Here is a 21,377-nt window from a genome sequence, read left to right as displayed (position 1 = left end):
TAAGTCCTTTATGACAATAAACATTCATTCGAACATTCAGTCATCTGGTTATTCTCAAAAAAAGATGCCATACGCTTATCACGTATAGCATCCCTTTGTTAAAATTACGGAGCAAGCGGCCCTACATTGGATGTGGTCAAAGGTACATTGACAACTGAACTTGTTGCATACTCATCCGCCCCAACATCATTTGTTCCTGAACGGTTTTGACCATCCATGTCCGTGGTTACAAATGTAAATGAACCTGTCGAAGCGTTAATTGCCGGGCTAGAACTAGAGAGCTTCTGTAACCCACCTGATGTCGTGAACAGTGGATTCACGTTGTTAATTTCAGCTGTTGTTCTAGCCACATTGCTTAATGTGGAGCCGTAACCAATGTTACCTTGGAACGAGGTATTACTTGTTTTCACCTGATTATACAGCGTACCGGTTGAATTTTTCACGATATTGTTAGCAATGGTGCTATCAACTGGCGCTTGTGTGTAATTACCGCCGATCACGATACCTGTTGTGCTATTTACGATTGTATTATTCACAATTTGGGCACGGTAAACTCTCCAGTGTTTACTTAAATCGGAGCTCGTATAGGTAGTTCCGTTCGTGCCTCCATCGAAATCTCCGCCATCTACGTTAATCGCATCCGAATAACCACTGCCTGTTAAATTTTCAAAATAATTATTGAAAACTTTATGATCATTGGCATACAAACGGATACCACCGATGCCCGATTTCACCCCATCACCAAGGAAGAAGTTCCCATAGAAGCTCTGAGCATGCCCATGTCTAGAAGATAGAACACCTTGCGAGTTGCGGAACGTATTAAATCGAACCGTGTTATTTCCGCTTTTTACAGAAATATATTCAGGATCGCCGTCGCAGTTTTCAAAAAGATTGTACTGAATCGTCGCATAAGCATTGGACATGGATAATGTACTGACACCTAAGCGAATCGCTTCCATTTCATTCGTTGCACGAGGACCAATATCGTGGAAGTAGTTATATTCGATGGTATCATATTGCGAAATTTGCGTTGAAGAACCATCAACGGTAATAAAATTACCCAAATCATGCTTAGGTCCGAATTCGTTGTGATCAATTCGATTGTGATGGCTATTCGCGCCTCCGATGTACACCCATTTGAGTGAGTTCCCATTTTCGGTAAGTGCAAATGTATTACGAGTAACACGGATGTTATTGCTTTGATCCAATTTTACTGCAGTATTGCCTGTGTTCGTAAATTTCAAGCCTTCAATCGTCACATAAGAGGAGCTGGTTACTACAAAATACGCCCCACCCGAAATGATAGCTTGTCCCGTATTGGCTGCTTTAATGGTAATCGGGTTCGAAGCCGTTCCATTTTTACCGTTGATGCTAAAATTACCGCCGTTGGTATATGTACCGTTAGCAAGAACAATGGTGGTACCTGCTGTCGCACTGCTAATGGCAGATGTCAGCTGGGCGGATGTAGAGACATTAACAACCGTACCGCCACCGCTTGCTTGCGTTGTTGCGGAAGCTGTGCTGCTGGCTGCAGACGTATTCGTCGCTGCGTCCTTTGCTTTTACAGTGTAGCTGTAGGCCGTTGATGCACTCAAGCCTGAATCGCTATACGATGTCGTAGCAGATGATCCTACAAGTGAACCGGCACGATAAATATCGTAGCCAGTAACGCCGACATTATCCGTCGATGCCGTCCAGCTCAGGTTAATTTGGCTGCTCGAAATGGCAGTAGCAGTAAGTCCCGTTGGTGCTGTTGGAGCTTGCGTATCACTTGAAGCCGCTTGGGTTGTTGCACTTGCTGAGCTGCTTGCTGCAGATGCGTTACCAGCTGCGTCCTTCGCTTTAATCGAATAGGTATAAGCAGTTGAAGCGCTCAAGCCAGAATCACTATAGGAAGTCGTAACGGATGATCCCACGAGTGAGCCCTCACGATAAACATCGTAGCCTGTCACACCAACGTTATCCGTGGAGGGTGTCCAGCTCAAGTTAATTTGGCTGCTGGAGGCTGCCGTTGCCGATAGTCCTGTTGGCACAGTTGGAGCTTGCGTATCACTTACGGCACTGTCCGTCACCGATACGTCGTCATATTCCGCTATGCCATTCGCATAAAACCCAGGAACGCCATTTGTTAGGCTGCTATCTGTCCCTTGAACCAATAATACCCCGTCCACATAACCTTTGACTGACGTCCCATTCACTTCCAGCTGTAGATTATAAAAAGATGAAGTATTCGCAGCGAACGGAACCTGCTGAATCGTCGTCGTGGAACCGCTTACTTTTTTATTCAAAAGTAAATTCCCATTATATAGAATCAGGAAATAGTAGTTATTCCCATTTGTATATCGGGCAACAATCCCATTTCGTACACTCGTAGAACCCACTTTCACTTTGGCTGAATATGTATAATTACTCCAAGAAGAGGTACCATTTGTCATGATATACGTATTAGAAGTGGATGAAGTCTGTGTCGCAACCTTGCTTCCATCCGTCGCAATACTCCAAGTTCCGTTCCCCGAAGCGTTCGTCCATCCCCCTGATGGGAAGCTACTGTAGGATTCAAAATTATCACTTAACAGTGTCGCTGCGAATGCGGGTGTCGCTAGTGGAAGTAGAGAGAATGAAAGCATACAACTAAGTGCAAAAGGAATCATTTTTTTCGACTTTACGATTTTCATGTTTGTTTGCTCCTTAAGTTTAATGTTCATTAGCTGAAGTTATTAATATGAGCCTCCTCTTTTGTATGCGCTTTCTAGTTGTCAAAAGCAAAATGCCTCGCTGCGTGTCTCCGTATAAAGCTTCCCACTCAACTCCTTTTACAAAATAAATTCCTTCCCGTTAACTTAATCCAACAATTACCAATCAGGTTAACAACTTCATTATAAAATCAATCTGAGTTAGATAGACAGGGATTATTCTAGGTATTGTTGTGTTTTATTCAGGAGATGTTCATGAATTTGAAATATTTGCTTTTATAAATTAATTGTCAAAAGGTGTAGAATAGTGTAATACGTTTTTTTCTAAGCATAAGGAGGATTGTCAGATGTCACAGACAACATTAGATCAAGAAGTAGCAGCAACGCTTGCTGCTGAACCCAAATCATTAGACGTACTTGACCAATTATTGAAGCCCGAGGTGCAACAATCACTGACACTTCTGGTAGATAATCTTCCGAAATTAGCTGAAATGGTTACTATGCTAACGAAAGCCTACGATTTCGCTCAAAACGTTGCGACTGACAAAGTTCTAATCAACGATTTTGCACAAGGTATTGGTGAATTCGTAAAACCTGTTCAAGAGAAAGCGAAAAACATTGCATCGGCGGCCATTGAAGCTGGTGAAAGGTCACAGGCTGACGTGGGAACAACCATCGGTCTTTTCGGTATGCTGAAAATGTTGAAGGACCCTGAAGTGCAGAAAACACTTCGTTTTGCTCAAGCATTCTTAAATGTACTCGCTGAAAGAAAAAATTAATCCGGACAAGGGATGATAACGATGGCTAAACAAATACTTATACTTGGCGGTGGTTACGGTGGTCTCTTGACCGCGTTAACAGCCCGTAAACATTTGACATCTTCAGAAGCAAACATTACGATTATCAACAAATTTTCAACTCACCAAATCATTACGGAATTACATCGATTAGCCGGCGGCACGATTAAAGAGCAAGCCGTTGCTCTTCCACTTCAAAAATTGCTAGGCGACAAAAATGTGAATATCGTCGTTGACACCATTAAAGAAATTAAACCTGGTGACAAACAAGTCCATACTAGTAGCGGAGCAGTACATACATACGATGCGCTTGTAGTTGCGCTGGGCAGCGAAACGAATTACTTTGGTATTCCAGGTTTGGAAGCGAACAGCTTTATTCTGAAATCAGCTGCTGACGCTAACCGCATTAGAGAGCATGTTGAAGCTCGTTTGGACGCTTATAAAACTTCTGGCAATAAAGCCGATGCAACGATTGTTGTTGGTGGCGGCGGTCTTACAGGCGTTGAGCTTGTTGGTGAATTCGCTGATAAATTGCCTGAAGTTTGCCGCAGCAAAGGCATCGACTTCAATGATATTTCGATCTACTGTGTTGAAGCTGGACCTGCCATTCTACCCGTATTCCCACAAGTACTCATTGAACGCGCAGTAACGAGCCTTGAGAAGCGCGGCGTTACTTTCTTGACAGGTGTTGCGATCACAGAGGCTACGAAAAATACGGTGGCGCTGAAAAGTGGGCAAACGATTGAGTCTAATACGATTATTTGGACTGGCGGCGTCAAAGGCAACCAGGTTGTCGGCAGCTGTGGGATTGCAGAAGATCGCGGTCGCGCAACGGTAACATCGACACTGCAATCCACGTCGCACAACGATATCTTCTTAGCGGGTGATTGCGCTGTTGTCTTCCCAGAAGGAAGTGAAAGACCTTACCCTCCTACGGCTCAGCTTGCTTGGCAAATGGGTGAAACCGTTGGATACAACTTGTCTGTACAATTAAAAGGCGGCGTGATGGAGAAATTCGTACCTGTATTCTCCGGAACCTTGGGCAGCCTAGGACGTAAAGACGGCATCGGTACGATCGGTGGCAAGAATACCCAGCTGAAAGGTTTACCTGCGACGCTGATGAAAGAAGCAAGTAACGTACGCTATTTATCTCATATTCATGGTCTCTTCGCTTTAGCCTATTAACATAATGAAAGATGTCCCACAGCCTAATGGCTTTGTGGGACATCTTTTTTTATCACATATGCAAATATGTTAGCCAAACTTAAGGACGAATCGTAACCCGTGTCCCTATAGGAACAAGATCTGCGAGCTGCAGCACATCCTCATTGTACATTCGGATACAACCGTGACTGATTTCCCTTCCGATCGTGGAAGGATCGTTAGTTCCGTGGATGCCGTAATGGGGTTTAGATAAGCCCATCCAAAAAGCTCCGTACGGACCTCCGGGGTTGGCTTGTTTATTTATTATCGTAAATTCACCCTTCGGCGTCTTCGTAACCATCTTGCCAATTCCTACCGGGAAAGACCTGACAACGATATTACCATCAAGCAAATACAGGTCCCGGTCGGACAAATCGACGATAATACGATATTTTGGCATTCATATCCCCTCCTAAGAACCATGCTATGCATGCCTCGTTTCGGAAGTGATATGTTGAACAATATCACATCAACGAAGCTGCCGCACACTGAAGCTATCCCCCGTGTCTTCCATTTCAAACAGCTTGCACCTCGAATCAGGCATTTTGAACGGCTGATGAAGGATTAACATCCAAGTTCCTGCAAATGTTTGGAACAGCATCCCATGTCCGCTATCTTCTTTCACTAATGGAGGGAGTTGTTCCCAAGGACCTTCTAGTTTGTCGGTTTGGGATCGAGCGATGGTCTGCACATAGCTGCCCGACTGATAACTTGACCAAAGCATGATTAATCGACCGTTCTTCGTTCGGTATAATTGGCATCCATCTGTTACATAAGCACGAATGTCGCCTTCTGGTAGTTCATCTTCGTTGATCCATGGTGCTTCTGATGCGTTGAACAGACGAATCGGTTCTCCGACTGCTTCGGACAAATCATTCTTTAATCGAACGCCTTCAATCGTACCGTCAATCGTCTGGATCCACTCATGACAATAAACCATCCAAGGGACGCCCTCTTCTACATATAAAGTTCCGTCTAATGTCATCATCTTTTCCGGCAGCAGATGTGAATCATCTTTCAACAATGTGAACGGTCCTTCTGGTGACTCGCTGACGGCTATGACGCTCCCTCTCCAATGCTTGGAATACCCATTCACAGGCTCGCCTTCCAGTCGTTTTTCATTGTTATGCAAGGTGACAAAAAGGTAGAAGCGTCCGTTATACGCATGGACTTCAGGCGCCCAGGCGCCATGCTGCGGATGGGCCCACCCGCCATCGGGCACGGTGAATACGATATAGGGTCCTTCCCACTCGGATAAATTTGTGCTTTTGTACGTGATAACCCCGTATCGTTCCATTCCGTGCAACCGTGGTGAACCACCGGTATATAAGTGATACATTCCGCTGCGGCTGTCAGCCAAAACGTATGGATCGTGTGCAGGAATATCCGCCAAACGGTGACCCTTTTGCGGGTTGTGTACATCGCAAGCCGCATTATAAATAGGCAACAGAAATCAACTCCATTTCATAGATTCGCAGAGAAAACTTCTTTTCATCAATAGTTGTTTAGATTTAGATAAAAACTAAGCTATAGTATTCGTTAAGTATTCGCACCTTCCTTTTTATGTCAGTAGACATGACGAAAATACCGATTTATTTTCCTATAAATTCCTATATACTAGTAGGTATCTGGGAATTGGAGGCGACCTTACAATGACTGAATTCATTTCCTTTTCTGCTACTGAGAATCTGACTACCATCCCCGGAAAGCTAATTTCTGGACATTATCGGCAGTCCTTTGGCTACAAGGTCAAGCGCTCCAACGGTACGAAAGATTATTATTTGACATTGACGTTAAAAGGCCGAGGTTTATTTAACAATGGAAAGGAAACCTACGAATGCCAGCAAGGTGAGGTAACTTTAATTACACCAGGCACTCCCCATTTTTATGGAACGCCAGAGAATACCCTATGGGAGTTTTTTTGGTGTCATTTTGTCCCCAAGGAGGAATGGTTACCTCTTTTACATTTGCCAGAGGTGATTAAAGGAATACGATTTGCTCGCTTTGATACAGAGAAAGAATTAGTCCGCTTAACAGGTGCCTTTCACAATTTGATTCAATATAACGAAGAAACGGATCATTTCTCAGAAAGATTGGCCATCAACGCTTTAGAAGAAAACCTCCTTCTCATTTCCAAAAGTGTCCTACAGACACAGTATCCACTGGATACACGTGTAGATCACACGATACAATTCATCTCACAGCATTATAACCAACCCTATACGGTTGCAGAATTGGCAGCACTGGTCAACCTTTCTCCTTCTAGATTCGCGCATCTATTCAAAACGCAGACAGGCGAGTCCGTCATGGAAATGTTAAATAAAATACGACTACGACAAGCAAGAAAACTACTTGAGACAACCTCTTTAAATATTGCCGAAATTGCAGAGGAAGTCGGGTTTAACCACCCCTTCTATTTCTCCCGTCAGTTTACTGCTTTTTATGGAACATCCCCTGCCGTGTTTAGAAAGCGCATACAACAATTGAGATTAGAATGAGAAAAAGAAACGCCGGAATTACCCGAACGTTTCTCTATGTCTTCCACTCGTTGTTATGGCGTGGTGTAAATATTCGGCTGTGTTGGCGTTGCCATGCCTGTGCCTAGGTAGAAGCTTGTGTGAGGAGGCTGGTTATACGCCACATTCTGCCATGCGATGTCTAGACGGTAAAGCGGATCATGCATTAAGGTCCACAGGCGCGTAGATGTTTCATATGGCGTTGCGTAAATACGTAAAGCCGTACTGTCCGACTTCCGCCAAATGACTTCTTCCCGCCAGTCGCCTAGTAGATCGGCTTGCAAGCTTGGATTCCCTTTGGTGCCGTTGTTGGAATTGGTGCCTGTTGCCGTCAATAAGGTCGTTGTGTTGAGCGAAGTATAGTTCCATTTATCAATCCGGCCAACGCCGTTGGTGCCATCCCAATTATGATCAAGGAGCTCACGGGAAACATCGCCGTCCCACCAGATGCCATAGTTGATGGAGGAAGGAACGGTGGAGCTGATTTTGGTACCGTTGATTTGATACAGACCGACACCATTGCTCGCCCACACTTCTTCGCCAGCATATCGTGGGTCAATATCAGCAGCCATACCTCTGCCCGTGTCAGCGCCGGTATTCACACCCCACTTGATGGCTCCGGTGCCAGCGTTCCATACGGCTGCGCCATACGCAGCGCTTGTGCTTTCCATGACTTTGAATACTTCGAGCCCAGCCGAGTTCGGATCCAAATCGCCGACATGAAGTGCGTCGCCATGGCCTAATGCCGTGTTGTACTTTTTGGCACCATTATCATCGATCGTCATCGCTCCATATACAATTTCATCCTTGCCATCATTGTCGACGTCGGCGGCTGTTAAGTTGTGATTCCCTTGGCCTGCATAAGCGGAATTGCCAGAGGTATTGCTGTCAAAGGTCCATAGTTTGGATAATGTGCCGCCCCGCCAATTGTAGGCTACCAGTACAGTTCGCGTATAATAACCGCGCGCCATTACGATGCTTGGCTTTTGCCCATCCAGATAAGCGACTGTCGCTAAGAATCGATCTACACGATTGCCATAGGTATCGCCCCAATCGCCAACTGTGCCACGCGGAGGATCGTAGCTTGTTGTAGTTAAGACTTTTCCTGTCGCCCCTTCGAATATGGTTAGAAATTCAGGTCCAGTTAGAACTCTTCCCACACTGTTCCGATAATCCGCAGTTGAGCTGCCGATAACGACTCCGGTACCATCCTTCGTTCCATCGGCAGTTTTCATGGCGATTTCGGATTTGCCATCCCCATCTAAATCATAGACCATGAATTGTGTATAGTGAGCGCCAGCACGAATATTTTTGCCCATACTAATCCGCCATAACCGTGTTCCATTCAACTTATACGCGTCAACGAACACTTCACCTGTGTAACCATCCTGCGAGTTGTCTTTCGAATTGGTAGGATCCCATTTCAAAATGATCTCGTATTGACCGTCGCCATCTACATCTCCAACACTTGCGTCATTAGCGTTATAGGTATAGTTAACACCGTCTGGTGTCGTACCGCCTGCTGGTTTCTGTAAAGGAACATCTAGATAAGTATTCGCCCATGGCGTAGCCGCAGCAGATGCGGCCTGCTCCACCCCACCTACCACAGCTTTGACTGTATAACTGGAGCTTGTTGTTCCAGCGTTATCTTGATAATTCGTGCTCGTCGTAATTGGTGAAGCATTGAGCTTAACTCCATTTCGATAGACGTTAAACGAAGTACTTGCGGCCTCTGTACCTAGAAGTCGCCAACTGACAAGTACACCAGTGCTTACCTTGACGGCAACAAGTCCGCGGTCTAATTTCTCCATCTGCCTAGCAACCGCTGCGTGCGCGGAAGGTGCTTGGATCCCGAATGAAGAAATGAGGAGTGAACCCAACGTAATGAAGCAAGCTGTTTTAATAAGATGCTTAGCGTTTTTTAACATTTCTACAACCTCCAGGTAGTTAGTAGTAGTTGAAATTTACTTAGCTGGGACATAAACTAACCTCCCGTTTCACCTCCCTCTACAAATTGTTCACCACCGATATAATTGCGCTTACATTTTCGTCTCGTTCCTCATTATATCGTGAAAATATGTTGGAATTAATGCAGACAATGGCTAACTTCCTGCACAATACTGCTACTTTTTGGGATTTATATGTCACTCGCAAAATGAAAAAACAACAGCCCCGCTCAATTAGCGAGCTGCTGTTGTTTTGCGTACTTATTTTATATATGAATCTAGTAGATAATTGGTCTTCTGTTGTTCTTTGTGTAAAATTCCATGTATTTGATTCACAGTCATTCGGTTGAATTTTCCCCAAATCAAGTTCCGGCATAGATTGTGTGGAAAAGCCAGATCGAGATACATCAACTTCATTTCATGCGTGCTGAGCCTATTCTGTTTGAGATATGCGCGCATCACTCTCACAAAAGCTTGTTGGTTCCAAGAGGTGGACTTTTTCAACATCGTGTACAATACCCGATTCAAATCTCTAGAAGGAAAGTCCAGTCTTACAAACTCCCAATCGATGATATACACACCGAAGGACTCTGTCTGTAACATATTTTGAGTGTGAAAGTCATTGTGACTTAGAACAAAATTTGGCTTTTTATCTTTCCAGGAGAGGAAACAAGCATTATTCTTAAGCCTCTCTTTCAGATACTGGCCCGTTGTAATATAAAAATCTATATAGGCCAGCACTGCTGAACGCCAGGCTTCATCTCTAGGGGAACTGTCTTTTTTCCATCTCTCCAAGAATCGAAGTGCTTCCTCGTACTCCAGCTCCCATCTGACACCGCCAATACATAGTGGACTAATGGAGGATTGATACTCCCTTGAAATGGCATGCATGTTGCCCAATATTTCGGCTAACCTAACAGATTGAGATAAACTTGTAAGTGGATAAGGAACACCATCAATCCATTGCTGTAAGACATACATTTCACCTTTATAGATAAAATATTTCATGTTCTCGTTGGTAGGATATACGTAAGGAATCTGAATACCTCGGTTTCTTAGAAAGTCTTCAGCTTCCAGCATAAATTGCAATCGATGCTCATCGGTACATATACTTTTCAATATAAAAAGGCCTTGGTTTGCAGTTACTTTTACAACAAAAGTTCGAGTTGTGTCACGAATAACCTCAATCTGTTGGATCGCCAACGTGTACATTCTCTCAACGGCTGCTAGAAGTCCATTAACCATCTGTACCACTTCCCGTAACAAGACTCTCAATATCGTTGCTCTTGATAGTTTATGCCCCTTGTCCACAAAGGTTTGGATGAAAGCGGATGAAACGATGCAGAATGAAGAGAATTGAGAAACACGAAAAAAGCAGTTCGCCGCGGCGCCTGCTTTGCTAGATCTTCTACCCATTTACTAATGCGTGAAGAAGACGATTTGTATAAAAAACAATACCGCAAATAAATAAAAAATAGGATGAACATCCTTCCTCTTCCCTCGAACAAATTTTAGAATCGGATACACGATGAACCCAATGCCAATACCTGTCGCGATACTATACGTTAACGGCATCAAAACAACGATCAGGAATGCCGGGAAGGCTTCCTCCAAGTCCTGCCATTCGATTTTGCGCAGCACATTCATCATTAGAAAGCCGACAATAATTAAAGTTGGAGCTGTAATGGCCGGAATACTCGCTAGAACAGCTATGATTGGCGAAAAGAATAAAGTCAACGCTAGCAACAGGCAAACCATGACCGCAGTCAGTCCCGTTCTTCCACCTACTGCAACACCTGAACTGGATTCAATATACGCGGAAGTTGGACTGGTACCCAGAAGTGCACCCGTCGTTGTGCCAACCGCATCTGCCAGTAGAGCTCCCCTTGAGCGTGGGAATTTATTGTCCTTGAGAAGACCTGCTTGTTCAGCCACACCTAGCATGGTCCCTGTTGTATCGAATAAGGTGATTAATAAGAAGGTAAAAATAACCGCGTATAAACCTCCCGTAAAAACACCCTGAATGTCGAGCTGAAAAGCTGTCGCAACTAATCCGCTAGGGGCTGCTACGAACGTATCTGGTAATGTTAATAGACCAAACATCCACGCCAGAACGGCTGTAATCAGCATGCCGAAGAATAAATAACCGCGAACATGATACGCTAGCAGAATAAGTGAGATAATGAGCCCCATCAAGGTAAGGGCAGTCATGGGCTCTCTCAAATTACCTAATGTGAGTAGGGTTGCAGGCGAACCTACGATGATTTTCGCATTTTGCAAACCGATGAAGGTGATGAAAAGGCCGATACCGGCGGTTATGGCATGTTTGAGGCTGGTGGGAATAGCGTCAAGCAAGACATAACGGAACGAGGTAAGTGACAGTACGACAAACAATATGCCTGCGATAAACACGGCGCCTAGCGCAACTTGCCAAGCCACTCCATTCCCTCCGACCACGGTAAAAGCAAAGTAGGCATTCAATCCCATACCAGGTGCAATCACGATTGGATAATTCGCAAATAGCCCCATGATGAGCGTTGCAACTATACTCGCAAGTACAGTTGCCATAAATACACCGTGAAAATCCATACCAGTTGTACTCAGGATCCCTGGATTCACGATAACGATATAGACCATGGTTAGAAATGTTGTCACACCCGCCATGAGTTCCGTGGATATGGTTGTCCCTCGCTCTTTCATTTTAAACAGCTGATCCATGGATGTCCTCCTCATTTGTCCTACCTTTATTGGGTTTATCTCGTATATACAACAGCACTAGTACTAACAAGGGTATGAAAACACAAAAGACGATGTCGAACCAATTATAGTACTTTACGAGAATGTCATTATAAACCGTTATATTAGGCGTACCTGCTATCGTTCCTACCAAAAGGATCATGCCAATGGGGATAGTCAGCATATGACTCTCACTCAACTGAAACAGTTCGGCAAGTCCTGACGTTAGTGAGAAATAGATAAGTAATGTTTTATAAAACACTGAAATGAACCATAGAAAAGCGATTACCGCCTCTACAGGCTCCAAAAAATGCCCAATTGTTATTTTCTGTGCGAGTACGTAGGTTGGATAATATTAATGATACGTTCTATGTTAATTTCAACATTCGGGTCTATAGGAATCGTTGCATCATCAGGCATGATGTTGGTCCCTCCTTATTGTCATCCCCTTCCCCATTATGACCATTTGGGTAGGGAGATAAACCGTGGTGAACGCATACACCAATTCTTGTTATGGACAGAAAAAAGCCGTTACCAATAGGCAACGACTCGAATTACATAGTATTGTGAGCACATATATCCTTTAGTGAGCATGTCATACACAACTGCGAATATACTCAATTAACAACTGAACCATAAGGGTACAACTGACGATTAAAAAGGAGAGGGCGATAATCATGTTAATGACGTTGACATCGGATGGAGATCTATTTACAGCCGCGCTATCTCAAACGACGGTATCTGTCTGGCAAACTGACGCAAATGGTGTTTATTGCGAAGTCGACCGGGGAATTATTGAAGAATTCACTCGAATATTGATTAGAATGAGTACAATTTCCGATGAGATTGCCTTTTACTTCCGAGATGATGGCACTTTGTTTCGTGCAGAAACATAGAACCACACTATAGCTCTAGCTGCATACCCCTATCCGCTAACCATACTTTCCCGCTAAACATAGTCTCTGCTTCCTTCTTCAATACTTGTATATCTCCAAAGTGGGGTAAATGTGAGAGCAATAGCGATTTGACTTCTGCTCCTGCAGCGAGATTTCCTGCTTCGACTGAAGTCATATGTCCATATTGGCTCGCATTGAATCCTTCATAAAATGAGGCTTCCGTAATCAGTAAGTCTGCATTGCTTAGTTGAGGGATGAGTGACTCGTCATAGCGGGTATCTGCTGTATATACGAGTACTTTGTTGTCCGCTTCGATCCGAACTCCCAAGCAATAAGCATCATGATTAGTTCGGAAAAAAGATAGCTCGACTCCGTCAACATACGAGACTTTTTCGTTCTCGTTAACACCGATCCCATACGTACCATTCATTTCAGGCATGGCCCAATCTTCTTCCATTTCTTCAGCTAATATAATTCTTAACGGCTTCTCTCGGCGTTTCAAATCCATATCAATCAAACAGGCGTATTGAAGACACCCTAAGTCGGCCATATGATCATGATGTTGGTGAGAGAGAAACACCGTTGTTAATTCACTGAGCTCCAAATAATTCTGTACAACAGACAAAATGCCGCTTCCACAATCAAGTAAAATCTTATGATTGCCTACTTCCACCAGGTAACCTGAAGTCGCTTCACCTGCTTTGGGATATGCACCCCATCTACCCAGAACGGTTATCTTCATGTAAGAGCCTCCGATTGATTTCAACTATATCTTGAAAAAGACTGCCTACTGGGCTGCGACAATGCAACCTCGATGACAGTCTCTTTACTTAATAGGTTATTTAATTATAACAGATTCTTGTCCCAGATCTTGAAGATTCGTAGATATCCATAACCAAGTTGAAGGCTTTGAAGCCTTCCGGGCCATTCAGACCATAGCTGCGGTCATTAAGTATGTGATCATAGAAATCAGCTATTTGCACGCCATGACTAATTCCCCAATACGATTTTACTCCCAAATTAGTAGCTTCTGGTGAAGTCAGCGTGGTTTGCTCGCCATCGATCACGCGATACAAGGTATCTCCCGTTAGGAGCAGTTTCCCTTTTTCAAAGACAAGCTCGATTTCTGGCGGTGAATTTACCCCATAGGCATTCGTAGCATAAAAGACAGCCGTTGCCCCATTGCGATATGTTAGGTGTGCATGAACGGTATCTTCCACTTCAATAATTCCCTCAAGTGAATCCGTTGACATCGTCCCTTTAATGCTCGTAACTTCGCCGCCTATCCATTGCAATAAATCCAAGGTATGAATGGACTGGTTAATGAGGACACCCCCACCTTCCGTTTTCCACTTTCCTTTCCATTCCGTTTCATAATAGGACGCCGTTCTGCACCACGTTACGATCCCTTTCAGACAGAGCAAGTTTCCTAGTTCACCGGACTCAACAGCTTTTTTCATGAGCTGGGATGCAGGATTATATCTATTTTGGAAGATGACACCTAACTGTACATTCGGATTGGCTTCCGCAGCACGAAGCATCGTTTGTGCCGCTTCTTTCGTTTCAGCCATAGGCTTTTCCGTGAGAACATGTTTTCCAGCATTCAGCGCATCAACCGCCATTGGTGCATGCAAATAATGAGCTGTACATATATGAACGACGTCAATATCAGGATTCTTCAACATCTCGAGATAATCCGTATAATAATTACATTGAAATGTTTCCGCTGTGCTGGCTGCCAGATCGGCGTTCGTGTCGACAACAGCCACTAATTTCGCTGTCGGGATCTGTGAAATGGCTTTCAAATGTACGCTGGAAATCGCTCCGCAACCAATGAGTGCAATACCAATCTGTTTCATGGGAAACCCCTTTTCTGCTTGGAAATGTAATTATACGACATGAGCATATTTCGTATGTATATACTAGGTTCGCTCATACAGCACCAAATCCTTTAAGGTTTTGCATGCGGAAATTGACTACTTGTTGCTTTATCATGACTATTTCAATTTGGCTTTAACGCAACTTCCCACAACATCTTCTTATTCGTGTATCGATCCATTTCGTACTCCTCTACATACAAGTACGTCCACTTTGTTTGATCGAAAAATCGTTCAATCTCATCTCGATCAAAAAACCTTCTGTAAATCCCTTCGTTTTCCAGTAAATATTTCTCCGCACTTGGCGCGTTTTCTCCTATATTGCCAATTTCATTGGTTGAGTTCAATCTGCATAGCAATAGGCCATCTTTCTTCAGCACATGATGGAGATCACGAATAATTTCATCGGTTGTGACTTCATTGAAATAATGAATACTTAGATCTGCGATCAGTACCTGTACGGATTCCTTGTCAAAAGGAAGTCCCTCTGTCATATCCAAACAGCGCGTTTGAATATCAGGCATGAATGCGTTTAATTTCTTAATTGCCTCTTCGGAAATATCGCAAGCCATCGTGGACAGCCCTCGATCGAATAAGTATTGTGTGTTATTGCCGACACCACAGCCTAGATCAACAATAAGATCATCATTGCAGTATGTAGAGAAATACTTGTCCCAATATTTGTCCAGCCAATTGTCATATTTAGGCTTGAGGTCAAGCCTCTGATACGATTCATTCCAATATTGTTCTAACGATTTCATTTCCATGCACCATCCACTATTCGTTCATCTTAACAAGGTTCTAAAGTAAAAAAGTGGCTGGTCCACAAGTAGATCTCTCTACTTATGGAACAGCCATATCTAAAATCAAATTACTCATCCTTTTGCTTCTCTTTCGTATCTTCCTCTAACAATCCCTTAGTTCCTTGTCTAAACTCTTTGATCGTTGTACCGAAAGCGCGACCTAACTGCGGAAGCTTCGTTGGCCCAAATAACAGTAATGCAACACCCACGATCATAATAAGACCCGGAATACCAATACCTGATAGCATACGAATCACCTATCCTTTTCATTATTGACACTACTTAGAATTTTACCATTAACGCGGTCACATACATAATCAGGATTCCTGCCGTAAGTCCGCCGAAATTTAACCAAGATACTGGTGATAAACCTTTTTTCTCGGATTCTCTAAGGATCATTTTCGAAATCACATAGATGACCTGCAGGATCGCACCCGCGCCTATGCCGAAGAAGAGCGCAGCTAATGTATCGTTAAAAATAAATCCTCCAGCCCATGTACCAATAATAGCAGGTCCACCGGCAATTAGCGCTAATTTGACAAAAGTCCGCCAAGTTGGACGATCTTTCAGTAAAGGAGATGCAATCCCAACACCTTCGGTGATGTTATGAAGGGTGAATCCAATGATAAGGAACGTACCTAGCGCCGCCTCACCTACCGCAAAAGCTGAGCCAATCGCAAGACCCTCACCGAAATTATGAAGCCCAATGCCTGTTGCGATTTTGTTGGCCACTCTTGTTCCTGCATACGACTCACTGCTAAGCTTACGCTCATTCGACTGATCTACCGCAATCAGGAAGAGACAACTCAATAATGCTCCAAACCACACTAGACCCGAACCTTGGAAAACGCCAGGCGCTTCCGCAGCCATTTCAAATCCTTCTCCGAAAGTATCAATGACGAGGAAGAACAACAGACCTACGGTTAAGGCGAGAATGGCATGCATGCCTCTAACCGAGAATCTACGCAGGAATGGATACCACAGCAGGCCTAGACCTACCGGAATAACCCCAACATAGAAGCCGATTAACGCATATTGCCAGAAAAGCTTCCCATTGGGTACAGGTGTTGCAGCAGCAGCGGCAACTTCACCTGTGAAAATCAACCCATTGGATGTAATGAATTTCACTTCATGCGGGTCACCTTGTACCCAAGGATAAGGGATATCGACCATGCCTCGTTCAAATCTTTTTAACGTATCACTAGGTGAAAATGAAGCATTCCAAAAAGCTCCATCGACCACGACTTGTGCAATCGTTACATCCTCTGGCCCTGAGTTTAACACTTTAACATGGATGCCATCATCATTTAACGTTATTTTCTCTACATTTAGGACTTCGATTGGAGCAGCGGGCTCGCTCTCGATTCCTGTACCTACTTTGGCAATCGTCGTAATAATGGCAAATAACAATAGTAACGGAAGTAGGCCCCAAAGAATTGCTTTCATTTTAGATGGAGATGATTTCTTAATGGTTTGATCGTTGTTACTCATACTGTACGCCGCCTCCTTTCTTATTCTGCTATGAAGAATCCCATCCAACCTAGCTCAGCAAATTCGCTTTGATGCGCATGGAACATATATCGCCCTGGCGATGGGAAGACAATTTCAAGAATGCCACGTTCGCCTTGGCACTGCATAATCGTATCGGTAAACGCTGGGCGAGCTTCAGGATCTGCCCCCGTTGCGTAATAATTAAAGAAGTTTGCATGGAGATGGAACGAATTGATCAAGTCAAATTCCGTCAGATTGCTCAAATAAATTCGCACAAGCTCTCCGACTTTCACTTTAATCGGTTCTTGCTGATAGGCAAATGCATAACCATTCACGGTGTAAATTTCATTTTCTCCATCGAGGTCCAGATCATAGCCATTCATCAGCATACTGAATTCCTTGGCTGCTGCTCTTGGCTTCTTTGGGTCAATAATGAAATTGCCGTAGAGCCCTTTATGAATATGCCTTGCAAGAGGGGCTACATGACAATGGTAGACATGCATTCCAGCTGGTTTGGCTTCAAATTCATACGTGAAAGTATCACCTGGAAGAACGGATTCAAGACCATCCATATTCGTAGGATGCATACCATGAAAATGAATGGAATGCGGATGTGTTGATGCATTGTGAAATTTCACTCGAAGGACATCCCCTTCTGTGCAACGTATTGTGGGACCTGGAATCGTACCATTGAATGTCCATCCGGGGAAATTGATTCCCTTCGCGATCTCCACGTTAGTTTCATAAGATGTGATGTCATATTCCCTTAGTGTTCGACCGTCAGCAAGCTTACTAACCTTGCCATAATCAAAAGCAGTAAGGGCATGTTGAGCTGCTTGGAACCCTTTTGTCACTTCCGTGCTAGGCACATAGCCATGCTTCATACCTTCATGTAATTGTTCTTTCATGGCATGGTGAATATCATGCTTATCATGTGCTAGTGCAATTGATGACTTACCGAATAACGAGGAAGGATTCAACAATGCGCTCCCTATAACAGCAAAAGCACCTGTCGTTCCTAGCTTCAAAAGATTACGTCTCGAAAGCTTTTTGTCTGATTTCTGAAACATCGCTTTGACCTCCTATTTTTAAATTGCTTGTTTACAATAGTTTTTACCTAGGGAAACATTTAGGGTGAAAATAAAGTTTCCGATGGGACAAAAAGTTTACCACAGGAAACACCGTGTTTTAACTATATGCTGAATGAGGGCGAAAGTAAACCTATTTGTTAAAAATTTCATTCGAAAATTCGAAAAACTTTTCCAATTAGCAGAATTGCGCATTTGTAACGCGAAAAAAGATGCTTTGCAGCATCTTCTCTTCGAGGGTTGCAATCCACTCAATAGGCTAGTTTTTGGGCGATTAATGTACTCATCGCATGTTGATGTGGAATGCCCGACGAATTGCAATCAAATACGATTTCGGAGCTGTCTTTAATCAACCAATCCTGATAGTGTGCCAGCAATTCGCCCGAATGCCACTTATATGCGTTCGGTTCATTCTCAGGTGGCGGCTCAATGAATGGTTTATTTACGAAAACATTAAATACATGAATGCCGTTCATATTGGTATGTTTTTGATAATTGGCAAAAATGTCGTTTCGATATTCGGGCTTGATATAATGCAAAACGCCGCTTGAGAATAAGATGTCAAAGCTGCTATCCAACCGATAGTCTTGGATATCTGCTTTAGTGGCTTTCACGGATACACCGACTTGATCAGCGAGCCTTTTCGTTTTTTCAATACCCGCATCTGAAATATCAATGGCCGTCACATCGTACCCATTTCGCGCAAAAAATACCGCATCTTTCCCCTCACCGCAGCCAATATCTAATAATTTCAAGTGTTGGGTCGGGGGCATTAAACGAAGCACGTCATAACACGCTGAATTGGGCTCAACACCCCAGTAATAGTCTGGAATTCGGTAAGCATCCTCGTAAATGGAAATCGGATTATCTTGCGAAGCATAGCCTAGCAGCTTGTCGATATTGATTTCTAATGCTTGCGACAAGCTTGGTAGTACTGTTATATCTGGCATTGTGATTGCATTTTCCCATTTGGAAACTGCTTGAAAGGTAAGTCCGAGCCTTTGCGCAAGCTCTTCTTGTGTGAGGCCTTTTTGCTTCCGATATCTATTTATATTTCTTGCTAATGTGTCTTTCATTTGTCAGTCACACTCCTTCGTTATACTTATTGTATGAATAAGAGGTGGAACAAACAATAACCTGGTATTTGAACTTCCGCTCGGATTCAACTCACAGTTGAATTGAAGGAATAAAAAATGAGAATAGCCTGACAATTCCTTATTGCAAATAGTGTTTTCGACAAAACTAGCATGATCCCCATCTACATTTTGACAAATATTTTCGGAAAGGTCATTTATAATGAAGTTAGGATTGTTGATTTGGATCTTAAACATTTGTGTAAACACTTGGGAGGATGATCGACATGGACGAGCAGTTTATTAAAAGATTACACACACTTAACCGCCGCGATTCATTAAGGTCTTTACTGCTAATCGAAGGTGTTCGACTGACTCTCAGACGTAAAAAGCAAGTTAGCATGTTCAAAAAGCTATTTACTCGCAAAAAACAAACGATAACCGCCAAAGGTTGGAAATAAGAATAATTGGTAAAAAGTAAATGCCCTCTCCTCTCAATCGTATGTTGATAGGATGGGCATTTCTCGCGTAATGGCGACTTTTATTGTAGAATGGGATTTCAGCTACATGAAATGGATACGGGGTGCAGGCATGGCTATTAGCTTTACCAATTCAATTGTCAGTCAGTTAAAAAAAGAAATCGCTGACCTAGAGAGCAAGAGCATAAACGAGAAGAAGAAAAAAGAACGAGCGCAAGCCAAAATGAAACAAATTCAAAGAGATATGAAATTAAGTCAATCACATAGCGATTTGAGCAGCAAATTGACTCGAGTGAATAAGCTGAATGAAGAGATTAAAACAAGTGATCGTTTGCAAAGAGAATTCTCTAAAGAATTAGTCGCGAAGAAAGCTTCGTTGAAGCTGAATGTAGCCAAAGTGTCGAAGCAAGATGAGTCTTAATCGTCAGCGAGAACAAAACAAACCGCCCCTGCTTAGCAGGAGCGGTTTGTTCATGTTTGCGGGCCTTATGATGAAATGATGTGCAGCTCAGGTATATATGTTCTCATATGTTTCTTCATCATGTCATACTGAGAATCGGCATGAATGAGCTGTTCATTGGTTAACCTATCCATGGAAATAATTTGAAATTGACGTCCTTGACGACTATACGTATAGGTTGGGAGAAAGCTGGGTTGGGTAAGCTCAATTTTCTTGGCATCTTTTTTTGTGGTTTTATTGACCTCAATGGTTGCCATTCCACCTACTTGCTTATACAAATTGATTTGACCGGATAAAAAGTTACCCAACGAGTAAATGACAAAGGTTCGATGTCCATCTTTCCCTTTTACCCATGCTGGCGGTTGCAATACATGCGGGTGGTTTCCGATGATAATATGAACCCCGAGGTCTGCAAGCTTTTGAGCAAGACTAGTTTGATTGTTGTCCGGTAATCGTTGATATTCGTTCCCCCAATGTAAGGCTACCACTATGACATCAGACACTTGTTTCGCTTGTTCCACATCATGATGAATTTGCCTATCATCGATCCGATTGATCAGGAAGGGTTTTCCAGTAGGTGTTGAAATCCCATTCGTCCCGTAGGTGTAGCTCAAGAAGGCAAACGTAATCTCATTCTTCGTGATCGTTCTTATGCTGTCACGGTCATTTTGAGATTTATATGCGCCAGTATAAGGAATTCCGAGAGTATCCCAGTACGTGAGCGCACTTTGAATCACCTTTTCTCCCCTGTCTAGTGCATGATTATTTGCAATCGTAACAACGTCTACCCCTGCATATTTCAATGCGTCGCCTACTTCATGGGGGCTGTTAAATGCGGGGTAACTGGATAGTCGCAGTTCCTTGCCACCGATCATCGTTTCTTGATTGGCAACAAGAATGTCAGGTGCTTGTAAATACTTCTTCACTCCTTCGAATATGGGCTTAAAGTTATATGTGCCATCCTTCTGCTTAGCGTCCAAATAAACTTTATCATGAATGAGAACATCTCCAATTGCGCCAAGTGTAACCTTAGAGACGCGCGGTTCTGATTGTTTTGTAGAGGAAGCTTGATATTTCGGAACTGGCGGTGAGGCTGGTGGTGAGGGTAACTCGACAATGGGCAAGATTCGCTTAGCTTCGATCCGTGTCTCCTTTGGCGTCACGGAACTGCCTATGCATCCGCTTGCCAATAACAACGAAGAAACAATCGCAGCAGTTCGCTTCATCACGAAAACCAGCTCCTTATGCGTCAATCCTAGTATTGTCCAGTAGTATTCCCCCTAAGAAAATCTCTCATGAATGAGGATTTTTACCAATTC

20 protein-coding genes and 1 pseudogene are annotated in these 21,377 nt (G+C 43.4%); 6 read left to right on the top strand and 15 right to left on the bottom strand.

Annotated features, from left to right (window positions below):
- Positions 1 to 104: 104 nt before the first annotated feature.
- Entirely contained in the window at positions 105 to 2,675 is a 2,571-nt protein-coding gene (locus tag AC58QC_RS25795; RefSeq protein WP_497417912.1) for a chondroitinase-B domain-containing protein, read from the bottom strand.
- A 365-nt stretch (positions 2,676 to 3,040) separates the two neighbouring features.
- Here AC58QC_RS25795 and AC58QC_RS25790 point away from each other — a divergent pair, with 365 nt between their 5' ends.
- Positions 3,041 to 3,472 (top strand): DUF1641 domain-containing protein, encoded by a 432-nt coding sequence (locus tag AC58QC_RS25790; RefSeq protein WP_497417911.1) that lies wholly within the window; start codon positions 3,041 to 3,043, stop codon positions 3,470 to 3,472.
- A 21-nt stretch (positions 3,473 to 3,493) separates the two neighbouring features.
- Positions 3,494 to 4,675: an NAD(P)/FAD-dependent oxidoreductase gene (locus AC58QC_RS25785; RefSeq protein WP_497417910.1), complete on the top strand. Its 1,182-nt coding sequence runs from the start codon at positions 3,494 to 3,496 to the stop codon at positions 4,673 to 4,675.
- Between the two features lie 79 nt (positions 4,676 to 4,754).
- Here the strand turns inward: AC58QC_RS25785 and AC58QC_RS25780 are convergent, their stop codons facing one another.
- Complete coding sequence (locus AC58QC_RS25780) at positions 4,755 to 5,093, bottom strand: L,D-transpeptidase (protein ID WP_497417909.1); 339 nt, start codon at positions 5,091 to 5,093, stop codon at positions 4,755 to 4,757.
- 69 nt (positions 5,094 to 5,162) lie between these two features.
- Positions 5,163 to 6,140, bottom strand: a complete 978-nt coding sequence (locus AC58QC_RS25775) for a glycoside hydrolase family 43 protein (protein WP_497417908.1) — start codon at positions 6,138 to 6,140, stop codon at positions 5,163 to 5,165.
- A 205-nt stretch (positions 6,141 to 6,345) separates the two neighbouring features.
- Between AC58QC_RS25775 and AC58QC_RS25770 the strand changes: the two genes are divergently transcribed.
- A complete protein-coding gene (locus AC58QC_RS25770) occupies positions 6,346 to 7,191 on the top strand; it encodes a helix-turn-helix domain-containing protein (protein ID WP_497417907.1) in 846 nt (281 codons plus the stop codon).
- A gap of 53 nt (positions 7,192 to 7,244) precedes the next feature.
- On the opposite strand, the gene AC58QC_RS25765 is transcribed toward AC58QC_RS25770, so the two are convergent.
- The 4 genes and pseudogenes from AC58QC_RS25765 to AC58QC_RS25750 all read right to left on the bottom strand — a co-directional run.
- On the bottom strand, positions 7,245 to 9,137 hold the full coding sequence (locus tag AC58QC_RS25765; protein WP_497417906.1) for a rhamnogalacturonan lyase: 1,893 nt from the start codon (positions 9,135 to 9,137) through the stop codon (positions 7,245 to 7,247).
- 279 nt (positions 9,138 to 9,416) lie between these two features.
- On the bottom strand, positions 9,417 to 10,400 hold the full coding sequence (locus tag AC58QC_RS25760) for a YutH/CotS family kinase-like spore coat protein (protein ID WP_497417905.1): 984 nt from the start codon (positions 10,398 to 10,400) through the stop codon (positions 9,417 to 9,419).
- Between the two features lie 174 nt (positions 10,401 to 10,574).
- Positions 10,575 to 11,873: an NCS2 family permease gene (locus AC58QC_RS25755; protein WP_497417904.1), complete on the bottom strand. Its 1,299-nt coding sequence runs from the start codon at positions 11,871 to 11,873 to the stop codon at positions 10,575 to 10,577.
- Positions 11,857 to 12,231: pseudogene (locus AC58QC_RS25750) on the bottom strand (GerAB/ArcD/ProY family transporter); the annotation flags it as partial. The pseudogene AC58QC_RS25750 and the gene AC58QC_RS25755, both read right to left, overlap by 17 nt.
- A 337-nt stretch (positions 12,232 to 12,568) precedes the next feature.
- Between AC58QC_RS25750 and AC58QC_RS25745 the strand changes: the two are divergent.
- Positions 12,569 to 12,787, top strand: coding sequence for a hypothetical protein (locus tag AC58QC_RS25745; RefSeq protein WP_497417903.1), 219 nt, complete (start codon positions 12,569 to 12,571; stop codon positions 12,785 to 12,787).
- Between the two features lie 7 nt (positions 12,788 to 12,794).
- Here AC58QC_RS25745 and AC58QC_RS25740 read toward each other — a convergent pair whose 3' ends face one another.
- The 7 genes from AC58QC_RS25740 to AC58QC_RS25710 all read right to left on the bottom strand — a co-directional run bounded on the left by AC58QC_RS25740 (position 12,795) and on the right by AC58QC_RS25710 (position 19,122).
- A complete protein-coding gene (locus tag AC58QC_RS25740; protein ID WP_497417902.1) occupies positions 12,795 to 13,529 on the bottom strand; it encodes an MBL fold metallo-hydrolase in 735 nt (244 codons plus the stop codon).
- Between the two features lie 100 nt (positions 13,530 to 13,629).
- On the bottom strand, positions 13,630 to 14,646 hold the full coding sequence (locus AC58QC_RS25735; RefSeq protein WP_497417901.1) for a Gfo/Idh/MocA family protein: 1,017 nt from the start codon (positions 14,644 to 14,646) through the stop codon (positions 13,630 to 13,632).
- Between the two features lie 143 nt (positions 14,647 to 14,789).
- Entirely contained in the window at positions 14,790 to 15,425 is a 636-nt protein-coding gene (locus AC58QC_RS25730; RefSeq protein ID WP_497417900.1) for a class I SAM-dependent methyltransferase, read from the bottom strand.
- 110 nt (positions 15,426 to 15,535) lie between these two features.
- Positions 15,536 to 15,715, bottom strand: coding sequence for a twin-arginine translocase TatA/TatE family subunit (locus AC58QC_RS25725; RefSeq protein WP_497417899.1), 180 nt, complete (start codon positions 15,713 to 15,715; stop codon positions 15,536 to 15,538).
- Positions 15,716 to 15,749: 34 nt separating this feature from the next.
- On the bottom strand, positions 15,750 to 16,958 hold the full coding sequence (locus AC58QC_RS25720; protein WP_497417898.1) for a ZIP family metal transporter: 1,209 nt from the start codon (positions 16,956 to 16,958) through the stop codon (positions 15,750 to 15,752).
- A gap of 20 nt (positions 16,959 to 16,978) precedes the next feature.
- Entirely contained in the window at positions 16,979 to 18,028 is a 1,050-nt protein-coding gene (locus AC58QC_RS25715; protein WP_497417897.1) for a multicopper oxidase domain-containing protein, read from the bottom strand.
- 269 nt (positions 18,029 to 18,297) lie between these two features.
- The gene (locus AC58QC_RS25710; protein WP_497417896.1) at positions 18,298 to 19,122 is read right to left on the bottom strand and encodes a methyltransferase domain-containing protein; all 825 of its coding nucleotides are present in this window, start codon (positions 19,120 to 19,122) and stop codon (positions 18,298 to 18,300) included.
- 284 nt (positions 19,123 to 19,406) lie between these two features.
- Between AC58QC_RS25710 and AC58QC_RS25705 the strand changes: the two genes are divergently transcribed.
- The gene (locus AC58QC_RS25705) at positions 19,407 to 19,580 is read left to right on the top strand and encodes a hypothetical protein (protein WP_497417895.1); all 174 of its coding nucleotides are present in this window, start codon (positions 19,407 to 19,409) and stop codon (positions 19,578 to 19,580) included.
- Between the two features lie 106 nt (positions 19,581 to 19,686).
- A complete protein-coding gene (locus tag AC58QC_RS25700; RefSeq protein ID WP_497417894.1) occupies positions 19,687 to 20,019 on the top strand; it encodes a hypothetical protein in 333 nt (110 codons plus the stop codon).
- Between the two features lie 65 nt (positions 20,020 to 20,084).
- Here the strand turns inward: AC58QC_RS25700 and AC58QC_RS25695 are convergent, their stop codons facing one another.
- A complete protein-coding gene (locus AC58QC_RS25695; protein ID WP_497417978.1) occupies positions 20,085 to 21,284 on the bottom strand; it encodes a CapA family protein in 1,200 nt (399 codons plus the stop codon).
- Between the last annotated feature and the right edge of the window lie 93 nt (positions 21,285 to 21,377).

This window comes from Paenibacillus sp. J22P51, from assembly GCF_059692215.1.
Note: the sequence above shows the minus strand (reverse complement) of the source record. Positions and strands in the feature narration are given on the sequence as shown.

Coding starts and splice junctions, on each gene's coding strand:
- AC58QC_RS25795 (WP_497417912.1), bottom strand. CDS start 2,675: ATGAAAATCGTAAAGTCGAAAAAAATGATTCCTTTTGCACTTAGTTGT.
- AC58QC_RS25790 (WP_497417911.1), top strand. CDS start 3,041: ATGTCACAGACAACATTAGATCAAGAAGTAGCAGCAACGCTTGCTGCT.
- AC58QC_RS25785 (WP_497417910.1), top strand. CDS start 3,494: ATGGCTAAACAAATACTTATACTTGGCGGTGGTTACGGTGGTCTCTTG.
- AC58QC_RS25780 (WP_497417909.1), bottom strand. CDS start 5,093: ATGCCAAAATATCGTATTATCGTCGATTTGTCCGACCGGGACCTGTAT.
- AC58QC_RS25770 (WP_497417907.1), top strand. CDS start 6,346: ATGACTGAATTCATTTCCTTTTCTGCTACTGAGAATCTGACTACCATC.
- AC58QC_RS25765 (WP_497417906.1), bottom strand. CDS start 9,137: ATGTTAAAAAACGCTAAGCATCTTATTAAAACAGCTTGCTTCATTACG.
- AC58QC_RS25760 (WP_497417905.1), bottom strand. CDS start 10,400: ATGGTTAATGGACTTCTAGCAGCCGTTGAGAGAATGTACACGTTGGCG.
- AC58QC_RS25755 (WP_497417904.1), bottom strand. CDS start 11,873: ATGGATCAGCTGTTTAAAATGAAAGAGCGAGGGACAACCATATCCACG.
- AC58QC_RS25745 (WP_497417903.1), top strand. CDS start 12,569: ATGTTAATGACGTTGACATCGGATGGAGATCTATTTACAGCCGCGCTA.
- AC58QC_RS25740 (WP_497417902.1), bottom strand. CDS start 13,529: ATGAAGATAACCGTTCTGGGTAGATGGGGTGCATATCCCAAAGCAGGT.
- AC58QC_RS25735 (WP_497417901.1), bottom strand. CDS start 14,646: ATGAAACAGATTGGTATTGCACTCATTGGTTGCGGAGCGATTTCCAGC.
- AC58QC_RS25730 (WP_497417900.1), bottom strand. CDS start 15,425: ATGAAATCGTTAGAACAATATTGGAATGAATCGTATCAGAGGCTTGAC.
- AC58QC_RS25725 (WP_497417899.1), bottom strand. CDS start 15,715: ATGCTATCAGGTATTGGTATTCCGGGTCTTATTATGATCGTGGGTGTT.
- AC58QC_RS25720 (WP_497417898.1), bottom strand. CDS start 16,958: ATGAGTAACAACGATCAAACCATTAAGAAATCATCTCCATCTAAAATG.
- AC58QC_RS25715 (WP_497417897.1), bottom strand. CDS start 18,028: ATGTTTCAGAAATCAGACAAAAAGCTTTCGAGACGTAATCTTTTGAAG.
- AC58QC_RS25710 (WP_497417896.1), bottom strand. CDS start 19,122: ATGAAAGACACATTAGCAAGAAATATAAATAGATATCGGAAGCAAAAA.
- AC58QC_RS25705 (WP_497417895.1), top strand. CDS start 19,407: ATGGACGAGCAGTTTATTAAAAGATTACACACACTTAACCGCCGCGAT.
- AC58QC_RS25700 (WP_497417894.1), top strand. CDS start 19,687: ATGAAATGGATACGGGGTGCAGGCATGGCTATTAGCTTTACCAATTCA.
- AC58QC_RS25695 (WP_497417978.1), bottom strand. CDS start 21,284: ATGAAGCGAACTGCTGCGATTGTTTCTTCGTTGTTATTGGCAAGCGGA.